This window comes from Martelella mediterranea (assembly GCF_021021415.1).
Taxonomy (GTDB): Bacteria; Pseudomonadota; Alphaproteobacteria; order Rhizobiales; family Rhizobiaceae; genus Martelella; species Martelella mediterranea_C.
Window position 1 is genome coordinate 1 of sequence record NZ_JAINWJ010000075.1, and the last position, 9,982, is coordinate 9,982.

10 protein-coding genes are annotated in these 9,982 nt (G+C 65.1%); 2 read left to right on the forward strand and 8 right to left on the reverse strand.

What is annotated here, in order from left to right:
* Positions 1–275, forward strand: a 275-nt coding sequence (locus tag K7H91_RS24830; protein ID WP_230722849.1) for an Lrp/AsnC ligand binding domain-containing protein, incomplete at its 5' end; no start/stop codon positions are given.
* Positions 276–605: 330 nt separating this feature from the next.
* On the opposite strand, the gene K7H91_RS24835 is transcribed toward K7H91_RS24830, so the two are convergent.
* Genes K7H91_RS24835 through K7H91_RS24870 form a run of 8 tightly spaced genes read right to left on the reverse strand, consistent with a single transcriptional unit; the run spans position 606 to position 9,119 of the window.
* Positions 606–2,051 carry a carboxylesterase/lipase family protein gene (locus K7H91_RS24835; protein WP_230722850.1) on the reverse strand — a complete coding sequence of 482 codons (1,446 nt, stop codon included), beginning with the start codon at positions 2,049–2,051 and terminating at the stop codon, positions 606–608.
* Positions 2,048–2,986, reverse strand: coding sequence for an ABC transporter ATP-binding protein (locus tag K7H91_RS24840; protein ID WP_230722851.1), 939 nt, complete (start codon positions 2,984–2,986; stop codon positions 2,048–2,050). Before K7H91_RS24840 ends, K7H91_RS24835 begins: the two co-directional genes overlap by 4 nt.
* Complete coding sequence (locus K7H91_RS24845; RefSeq protein WP_230722852.1) at positions 2,983–3,963, reverse strand: ABC transporter ATP-binding protein; 981 nt, start codon at positions 3,961–3,963, stop codon at positions 2,983–2,985. The genes K7H91_RS24840 and K7H91_RS24845 overlap by 4 nt, the downstream gene beginning before the upstream one ends.
* Complete coding sequence (locus K7H91_RS24850; RefSeq protein WP_018064556.1) at positions 3,960–4,904, reverse strand: ABC transporter permease; 945 nt, start codon at positions 4,902–4,904, stop codon at positions 3,960–3,962. The genes K7H91_RS24845 and K7H91_RS24850 overlap by 4 nt, the downstream gene beginning before the upstream one ends.
* A 1-nt stretch (position 4,905) precedes the next feature.
* Complete coding sequence (locus K7H91_RS24855; protein ID WP_230722853.1) at positions 4,906–5,805, reverse strand: ABC transporter permease; 900 nt, start codon at positions 5,803–5,805, stop codon at positions 4,906–4,908.
* A 1-nt stretch (position 5,806) separates the two neighbouring features.
* Positions 5,807–7,375 (reverse strand): ABC transporter substrate-binding protein, encoded by a 1,569-nt coding sequence (locus tag K7H91_RS24860; protein ID WP_230722854.1) that lies wholly within the window; start codon positions 7,373–7,375, stop codon positions 5,807–5,809.
* Between the two features lie 41 nt (positions 7,376–7,416).
* Positions 7,417–7,755 (reverse strand): hypothetical protein, encoded by a 339-nt coding sequence (locus K7H91_RS24865; protein ID WP_230722855.1) that lies wholly within the window; start codon positions 7,753–7,755, stop codon positions 7,417–7,419.
* Positions 7,752–9,119 (reverse strand): acyclic terpene utilization AtuA family protein, encoded by a 1,368-nt coding sequence (locus K7H91_RS24870; protein WP_230722856.1) that lies wholly within the window; start codon positions 9,117–9,119, stop codon positions 7,752–7,754. The genes K7H91_RS24865 and K7H91_RS24870 overlap by 4 nt, the downstream gene beginning before the upstream one ends.
* Before the next feature lie 122 nt (positions 9,120–9,241).
* On the opposite strand from K7H91_RS24870, the gene K7H91_RS24875 reads away from it, so the two are divergent.
* Positions 9,242–9,907, forward strand: coding sequence for a GntR family transcriptional regulator (locus K7H91_RS24875; protein WP_230722857.1), 666 nt, complete (start codon positions 9,242–9,244; stop codon positions 9,905–9,907).
* Positions 9,908–9,982: the final 75 nt, after the last annotated feature.

The window sequence follows — 9,982 nt, forward strand, 5'->3', positions numbered from 1 at the left end:
TGCAAGGATCAGAGACCAAACCATCAAACAGAGTTGATGACCGGGTTCACGCGGTGATGATGATCGAGGTCGTCGGAAAATCGACGACCCAGGTCATCCGCAAGCTGCGCGGCCTGCCGGAGGTCTATTCGCTGCACACGACCAATGGCAGCTGGGACCTCGTCGCCAATATCCGCACATCGACCCTTTCGGAATTCGACAGGGTCCTGCGCGAGGTCCGGATGATCGAGGGCGTCTCCAACAGTGAGACCAGCCTGCTTCTGAGCAGCGTTTGACGGCATATTCTCTTCTGCGCGGCACGATCAATGCCATGGTGCAGCTTCGCCGGCCGCTGCTGTCGACTTACGCATCCGTCGGTCTGCCCTCAAAGTTTGTGGTCTGCATAGCGTCGGCGGGATCAAGGTCTTGAGGGGATATGTACCGGCGATCCCGTCGTTCGCCAGCTGTGTTGGCGTTGATTTTCTAGTTTGGGCAACAAGTTGCGCCACGGACTGGCCGATATGGGGCCGAAAACGGAAAAGCGGGTGTCATTCGGCGGGCCGGGAGGCGATCTCCGCCGCACTCCAAACGGTGTGTGGGGGCCTCCCTGGCGGCGGGCGCGAGGTTCAGCCGTCGTCCGGGCTGCCCCATGATTTGCGGAAGGCCTCCGCGCCGAAACATGGCCAGCCCGGATCGCCGTTGCGCGCATAGCTGAGCAGACCGCCGGACATGACGCAAGCGAGAGCGGGGGCATCCCCGTCCCCACGGACAAGCGGGAAACGGTCGATGCTGTCGAAGACGAAGGGTTCGTCGAAGCCGTGGGCGGCGCCGAGGCGGGCGTTTTCGCCGGGCGGGGTCCAGCGGAATTCGTAGCCGTAGCCGACGCCACCAGTGTCGCGATGGACGGCGAGCATGGCCATGGCCGGATCGCGGTAAATGGTGCGCGACAGGAAGACTTCCTCGTATTCGCTAAAGGCTGCGCCCGGCCGTTCCTTTTCCATCGCGGCGAGCCTCGCCTCTGCGTCAATGGGAAAGAACAGCCGGATGGTGCGCAGCACGCCGGCGCGGTCTTCCACCGCCGGCATCACGCCCATGGCATACCACATCCGCGCCTCGTCGCGGGTCCAGCCGGCAACGATGCGGTGATCTTTGGAACGGCCCGAGGCAAGGCCGTCCATCGGGTGGCGGGCGAGGCTTGCGCCATCAAGCACGATGCCGAATGTACGCCCGCCCGGCGCATTGCGCTCGCCGAGATGGGTCGCCAGCACCGCGCCCTGCAGACGGAGAATGTCGTCGATGCCGATCGCCTGAAGGGCTGCTTCATCGCCCGGCGCAATGCCGGCACGGGCGAGAAAATCGGCGGCCATGTCTGTCGCCGTATCGGCATCGATGATCCGGCATGCCGGGCCGCTCATCACCCAGACGCGGCGATAAAGGTCGGCCACGCCATCGACGCCGAACAGCGCCGAAATGGTAAACGCCCCGGACGACATGCCGGCAAGCGTGACATTGTCCGGATCGCCGCCGAAGGCCGCGATATTGTCGCGCACCCATTCAAGCGCCGCGATGAAATCCAGCATACCGCGATTGGCGGCGGCATAGTCAGGGCCGAAGGCTTTGGCGAGGTGCAGGAAGCCCGGCGCGCCGACGCGCATATTGGGGCGCACCAGAACGACATCGCCACGGGCAACGAAGCCAGCCTCGTCATGAAACGTCCCCTGCCCTGACCCCGTCTGAAACCCGCCGCCGAAGGCGTGGACGATGACCGGCCTCTTTGCCCCGTCGACCGCCGGCGTCCAGATATTAAGGTTGAGGCAATCCTCGCCGGTTTCAAAACCCGCGCCGCGCGGCGCCCAGGCGGGCGGATCGTTGCGCTGCTGCGGCGGGGCGAAGCCGGGTTGGCGGGCATCGATATCGCCCTCGTTTTCGATCCGCTGCGGCGGGCGGAAACGCAATCGGCCGAGCGGCGGCGCGGCATAGCGGATATTCAGGAACCGCGCCGTTTTCCCGTCTGAAAGCCCGTGATAGGTCGCCTTTCGGCTGGTTGCGGAAACTGCCCTGTCGGTGCTCATGCGGCGCTCTCTTCCAGAAGATGGCAGGCCGCGCGCTGGCCGCCGCCGGTCGCGTGCATCACCGGCGCTTCGCGGGTGCAGCGGTCGAAGGCAAGCGGACAGCGGGTGCGAAACGCGCAGCCCGAGGGAATGGCATGCGCGCTCGGGATCTCGCCGGAAAGCCGCGCGCGCCGTTCCTGGCCCTTGCCGGGCACGGAATCGAGCAGCGCCTTCGTATAGGGATGCGCCGGCGCGCTGTAGATGCGCGCGCTCGGGCCCTGTTCGACGATCTCGCCGAGATACATCACCGCGATTTCGTCGCACATGAACCGCACCACCCGCAAATCGTGGGAGATGAACAGCATGGTGGTGTTGTGGCGGTCCTGAAGGTCGCGCATGAGGTTGAGCACCTGCGCCTGTACCGATACGTCGAGGGCCGAAACCGGCTCATCGGCGACGATCAGCTCGGGATTGGTGGCGAGCGCGCGGGCGATCGCGATGCGCTGCCGTTGCCCTCCGGAAAACTCGTGCGGAAACCGGTCGAGTGCAGCCTGCGGCAGGCTGACCTCGTCAAGCAGGCGGGCTGCGGTGCGCACGCGTTCAGCCGGCGTGCCGACGCCGTGGACGAGCTGCGGCTCGACCAGCGTCTCGCGCACCGACATGCGCGGATTGAGCGAGCCGAACGGGTCCTGGAAGATCATCTGCATATGCCGCCGTTCGGCGCGCAGCGCGGCCGCGCCGAGTTTCGACAGGTCGCGCCCGCGAAAGCGGATTTCGCCGGATGTCGGCTCGATCAGCCGCAGCACCAGCCGGGCGGTGGTCGACTTGCCGGAGCCGGATTCGCCGACAAGGCCGAAAGTGCTGCCCTTGGGAATCGCAAGGTCGACGCCGCGCACGGCCTGGACCGCGCTGAAACTCTTCGAAAGGCCGGTGACGTTCAGGAGAGGTTCGCTCATGCCTGTTCCTCCATCGGATGCCAGCACCGGGCTTCGGTCGCACGTTTCGGTTCAAGCCGCGGCCGTTCAAGACAGGCCGCGTCGGCGCGCGCGCAACGTGGCGCGAACCGACAGCCTTTCGGCCACTGGCCGACCGGCGGCACGCTGCCGGGAATGGGCGTCAGCCGGTCGCGAATATCGTCATCGGCGGGCACGGCGGCGAGCAGACCGCTGGTATAGGGATGCTCGGGCCGGCGGACGATATCGGCCGCCCTGCCCCGCTCCGCCACGTCGCCGGCATACATCACCACCGCCCGGTCGCAGAAATCGCCGACGACCTCGAGGTCGTGGGTGATGAACAGCATGCCGAGCGAAAGCTCGCGACGCATGTCGTCGAGCAGGTCCAGAACCTGCGCCTGGATGGTGACGTCGAGCGCCGTCGTCGGCTCGTCGGCGATGACGAGCGAGGGGCCGCAGGAGATCGCCAGCGCGATCATCACCCGCTGGCGCATGCCGCCGGAAAGCTGGTGGACGTAGCCCTTCAGGATGTCGCGCGGGCGCGGAATGCCGACGCGGTCCAGCAGTTCGGCGGCGCGATCCGTCGCCGCAGCACGGCCAAGGCCGAGATTGTGGCGGATGGAGTCCGTCATCTGCCGGCCGATTGTGAGCGTCGGGTGCAGGGCCGTCATCGGCTCCTGAAAGATGAAGCCCATATGCCGGCCGCAAAGCGCGCGGCGCTTCTTCGGCGGCAGGTCGGAAATCACCTGACCGTTGAGCGTGATCCGGCCGCTGATCTCGGCATTGTCGGGCGCGATCCCCATCACTGCGCTGGCGGTAACCGATTTGCCGCAGCCGGATTCGCCGACCAGCGCCACGGCCTCGCCCTGGCGCACGTCAAATGAGACGTCGGTGATGATCGGCAGCAGGCCGTTCGGGGTGCGGAAGGACAGGTTGAGGCCCTCGACATCGAGGACGACGGGAGGTGGTGTCTCGGTCATTGGTAGCGTATCCGCGGGTCGAGCCAGGCATAGACGATATCGATCGCCAGGTTGAGAACGGCGAGCACCAGCGAGATCGTCAGCACGCCCCCCTCCACCAGCGGATAGTCGCGGCGGCCAACGGCCTCGACCAGCATGCGGCCAAGGCCCGGCAGGGCGAAGATGATCTCGATCGCCACCGCGCCGCCGAGCATGTAGCCCGCCGAAAGGCCGGCCACGGTCACCACCGGGATCGATGCCGTGCGCATCGCATACTGGCCGATGACCTTGCTTTCCGGCAGGCCCTGGGCGCGGGCGGTGGTGATATAGGGCTCGTTCAGCACGTCGAGCATGGAGGAGCGCATCATCCGGGTCATCAGCGCGGACTGGCGGATGCCGAGCGCCAGCGCCGGCAGGAAAATGGTCGAGGCAAAAGCGATCAGCCCGGCGGACGGCGGATTGTAGCCGGCGACCGGGAACCAGCGCAGCGTCACCGCGAAGACGAAGATCAACAGAAGCGCGAACCAGAATTCCGGCAGCGAGATGCCGAGCACCGCCGAGGTGACGACGGCGCGATCGACCGGCCTGTTGCGCTTCATCGCCGAAATCGTTCCGAGCGTGACGCCGAAGACGATGGCGAGCACCAGCCCGACGGCGGCAAGCTGGATGGTGACGGCGGCATAGGGCGGGATCACCTCCATCACCGGTTTGCGGAAGAAGATGGAATCGCCGAGATTGAGCGTCAGAATATCCTTCAGCCAGATGATGAACTGGGTCCAGATCGGCTGGTCGAGCCCGAGTTCGGCCCTGAGCGCGGCGATCTGCTCCGGCGTTGCCTGATCGCCGAGCATCATGCCCGCCGGATCGCCCGGCGAAAGCCGCAGCAGGAGGAAGACCAGGAGCAGCGGCACGAAGATCGTCGGCAGGATCATCAGGAAGCGTTTTGCAAGATATCGCAGCATGTCAGCGCCTCCGTGCCAGACGTGGGTCGAGAATATCGCGCAGGCTGTCGCCGAGAAGGTTGAGCGCGAGGATCGTCAGCATCAGCGCCAGCCCCGGAAACACGACGATCCAAGGCGCGGCGGCGATATAGTTGCGGGCCTCCGTCAGCGCGTTGCCCCAACTCAGTTCGCGCGGGCCGATGCCGACGCCAATGAAGCTGAGCGCCGCCTCGCCGAGAACGGCGGCGGAGAAGATGAAGGATGCCTGCACCAGGATCGGCGAGCTGACGGCCGGCAGGATATAGCGGGTGAACAGCCGCAATGTGGGAACGCCGACAGCGCGCGCCGCCTCGATCATCTGCAGTTCGCGCACCACCAGAACCTGTCCGCGCACCACCCTGAGCGACGGCGCGATCAGCACGATCGACAGCGAGATGATGACGGTGCGGCTGGAGGGCCCGAGGATTGCGGCGGCCGCCGTTGCCAGCACGATGCCCGGAAACGCCATCAGCCCGTCGACAAAGCGCATCAGCACCATGTCGACCTTTTGATAGAAACCGGAGATCGCCCCGAAGATCACCGCGACGCTCATCGAGATCGCGGTGACGATCAGCCCCACGAGGAGCGATGTCCGCCCCCCGTAAAGCACCATCTTGAACATGTCGCGACCGAGATTGTCGGTACCGAATGGATGGGCGAAACCCGGCGGCTGGAACCGGTCCACCGGATTGATGCGCATAGGATTGCCGGGCGCGATCACGGGCGCGAGGATGGCGCTGAGGCTGATCAACACCAGAAGCGCGATCGAGATCACCGCTGTCGGGTTGGTTGCCAGTCTCAGCCACACGCTCCTGTTGGCGCTGGCGAACGTTTCCCGCTCGCCAATCCCCGGCTCGTTGGTATCGGTCTCGGTCACGCTCATCTCAACTCTGCGGCGGTGCGACGTTGTAGAGGTCGTAACCCCGGCTCGGCACGGCCGGCGCATTGCCGACGCCGCTGCGGATGCCGTACATATTGGCTTCCGTGCCGTATTTGATGAACGGGAACTGGTCGTAGATCAGGGTGTGGATCTTTTCGAAGATCGTCTTGCGCTCATCCTGGTCGATGGTCGAAGCGATCTGCTCCATCAGCTCCATCTTTTCCGGGTCGGTCCAGAAACCCGGATAGCTCGGATTGAGATAGGCGATCGAGGTCGGATCGACATAGGTCGGCAGGAAGCTCGAGAACGCGTCCATGTCTTCCGGGTTTGCGCGCGACTGGATATAATTGGCCATCGGGCTTTCGACGAGTTCGACATTGATGCCGAAATCAGCGAGCTGCTGCTGGGCGACGACGGCGGTCAGAAAATGTTTCTGATACTGCTCGGCCGCGACCAGCCAGCGGATCGGCTCGCCGTTATAATCGGATTCGTCGAGATATTTCTTGACCAGATCCGGCTTCGGCGTGCCGAAACCGTCGGGAACGCCGGCCTTGGTGTACCAGAAGGAATTCGGGTCGGGAATCCAGCTCGGATCAAGCGTGTAGAACTCCGGATTGCCGACCGAGGCCAGCATGATCGGGTCCATTTCCAGCGCGTAATAGATCGCGCGGCGCAGATTGACGTCGGCTGCCGGGCCCTGCTTAGTGTTGAACACCACGGTGAGCGACTGGTTGTTGGGCACGACCACGGCCTCAGTGCCGGAATCGGCCTGCAGCGCGTCGTAAAAATCGGTCGGCAGTTCATAGGCGATGTCGATCTGGCCGGTCAGCAGCGCATCGCGGCGCACGGACGGCTCCGGCATCAGCATCAGGTCGATTTCATCGGCATAGGCGTGCTTCTTGCCGGTAAAGGCCGAGGACGGTTCCTCCCGGGCCTGGTAATCGTCCCAGCGGGTCAGCACCGCGCCGCGATCGGGCTGGTAGCTCGTCAACTGGTACGGGCCGGTGCAATCGAGCCCGGTGGTCGCCTGTGTCGCGGACGCGCCTTCGAGCGACTTGGCGGACATGATTGCCGCCTGGGCGCTGGCAATCAGGCCGGGCACGATCGCGGTCGGCGTGTTGAGATTGAAGCGGATGGTTGTGTCGTCGACCGCTTCGATCGATGCGGTGGCGTTCTTCAGGGCGGCGCCGATGCCGGCGGAGTCCCTGTAGCGATTGAGCGAGGCGACGACATCCGCCGCAGTCACCGGCGCGCCGGAGTGGAACTTCAGGTCCGGGCGCAGCGTGACCGTCAGCGTCTTGCCGTCGTCGCTATATTCGAAACTGTCGGCCAGCATCGGCTGGGGCGTCCAGCTCTCGTCAATCGCGAAAAGCCCTTCGCAGGCGATGGTGGCGGTCATCCAGTTGACGCCGAATGTGGTCACCACCGGGTCCGGCGACGGCGCCATCTGCGAGATCGCGGCGCGCAGCGTCCCGCCCTGCGGGTAATCCTGAGCTTTAGCGCCGGCAACGCCGACGCCGGCGGCAACGCCGCACAGCAGCAACGTCTTGGTGGTTTTTGTCCAGAATGCCATTTCGGTTCTCCTCCCTTTGCCCTTCGCGGGCCGTTAAATTGCTATGCCGGCGCCGTTTCGGCTGGCAGCCGGATCTCAAGCCCCAGCACCAGAAACGACAGGCATTTTCCATGCGTGTCTGTCGAAAGGCTTGCATTGACGCCGCCTTCCAGCGCGTCGTCGATGACGAAGTTCAGCGCGTTGAGGCGCGGCAGTTCGTAACGCTTTACCCGGGTTGCGCCGCGATGGGCGAAAAGGGCCGCAACCCGTTCCTCGGTGACCTGTTCCAGCAGCACGTCCCAGTGCCGCGCCTCATAGGCAATCACATTGACGTTCAACCGGTTGCCCTTGTCGCCGGAGCGGCCGTGCGCGATCTGGTGCAGGGTGACGGTTTGGCTCATGCGGTTTCCTCGCCGAGAAAGAAAAATGACGGCGTCGCCAGCGAACGCGGGGCCAGATAGGAAAGCGTGCGCACGCGCGGGCGCACGCTCTGGCGCACGCCCCCGCCACCGGCCGGCCCGCAGCAGTAAAGCGCATTGACGTCGGCGACGGCGCGCTCGACCGCCCTGCGGTCGTCGCCGTCAAAGGCGAAGCGGACGCGGTAATCGCCGTCCGGCCCGCCGGTGAACTGCGACAGCATGACGCCGGAATCGGCGTCGAACACGCTGACCGTGCCGAAAATATCCGAGCGCATCCGCACATCGAGGCCCAGAAGAGCGATCCGCTCGCGGATCGTCTGTTGGGCCAGGCGCGCGCGATTGAGCGCATTCGGCCCGGCATAGGAAATCTCGGCCTCGCCGAAGAAGTCGCCGTGATAGCTGACCGTGACCTTGAGCTTCTCCGGCGCCGCCCTGCCCCGCGCGCCTTCGACGCGGACCCGGTCCTCGCCGATCTGGCGCACCGTGACCTCGCTGATGTCGAGCGTGACATCGGGCGTGAGGTAGGCCGCCGGATCATGGATCTCGTAAAGAAGCTGTTCTTTGACCGTACGCTCGCTAACGACACCGCCGGTGCCGGCGGGCTTGGTGATCACGAAGCCGCCATCTGCCTCCACCTCGGCGATCGGAAAGCCGATCTCGGCCGGGCGCGGCACATCCTTGAAACCCGGATCGGCGAAATACCCGCCGGTGACCTGCGCGCCGCATTCCAGCAGGTGACCGGCGAGCGTGCCGGCTGCGATCCGGTCGAGATCGTTCCAGTCCCAGCCATAATGGGCAACGAGGGGGCCCAGCGCCAGCGCCGGATCGGCGACCCGGCCGGTGACCACAACATCGGCGCCGGAGGCGATCGCCTCGGCGATGGCGCGAGCACCGATATAAGCGTTGACGGCGACGATCTCGCCGGTGAATTCCGGCAGGCGTCCGTCACCGTCCCAGCGCTCGGCGGTTGCGATGTCCATGCGGCCGTGGAGATCGTCGCCGGTGACAATGGCGATCTTCAGCCCGGCAATGCCCTGCCTGTCGGCCAGCGCGCGGATGGTGGCAGCGGCGGCCGGCGGGTTGGCCGCGCCGAAATTGCCGACAATGGTGATGCCTGCCGCGTGGGCGGGGCGCAGGATGGGGGTGAGGATATCTTCAAGCAGCGGCTCATAGCCGCGCGTGGCGTCCTGGCCTCTGGCGATCTGGCCGAGCGCGAGGGTGCGCTCGCCAAGCGTCTCGAACATGATCGCGCCACCCTCGCCTGCCGCGGCGATTTCCGCGACGACGGCGATGGCCGCATCCGCCCGATCGCCTGAAAAGCCCGCTCCACTGCCTATCCGATACACATCGTCCTCCCGTTTCCGGCGTTATCGTCATTATTATCGATAATGTCAACGATAATTGTGTTCCCTTGGGAATATGCTAATGTCGCCAGAGATTTGTGAATCGGGACTGGAGTGCGCGATACGTGTCTGAACAACCGAAAAACTGGGAGGATGTGCACCGCGAACTGCAGCGCGAGATCATTTCCGGTCACCGCCATCCCCGCGAACGGCTGGTGGAGGACGAGATTATCGCGCGGACCGGTGCGACCCGCCACGCCGTCCGCCTCGCCTTCGCCGAGCTGGAAAAAACTGGCCTCGTGGTCCGCGAGCGCAACAAGGGCGTGCATGTGCGCGACTATTCGATCCGCGAGATCGAGGAGCTATACGAGATCCGGGAATGCCTGGAGCGGCAGGCGGCCCGGCACTTCAGCGAGCCGGCCTCCACTGACACGATCGAAGCGTTGACCGAGATCGCCGGCCGCCACCGCGAGGCATCCCGCAAGCAGCAGTTCGGCGCAGTCTTCGAACTCAACAACAGGTTTCACGAGACGCTCTACCGCGCATGCGGCAACCGCCAGCTTGCCGATGCCATCCAGCATTACACCTTCGCCACCCATCCCATCCGCACCCGCGCCTTTACCAGCGGCGAAATCCGCGAGGTTGCGATCGCCGAGCATTTTGAAATGATCGATGCGCTCTCCGCCGGCGACGCCGACCGGCTGTGGCGCATCATCGAAAGCCACATCCGCCGCCCGAAGGACTTTTATCTGAAAGCCAACGCCATCGGCCAATATGCCAGCATAGCCTGACCCCGGCATGGCAAGGATCTGCGCCGCGGCGGACCGCAGGGAAGCGTGGCAGCCCATCTCTAGCGGTCCGGAAAA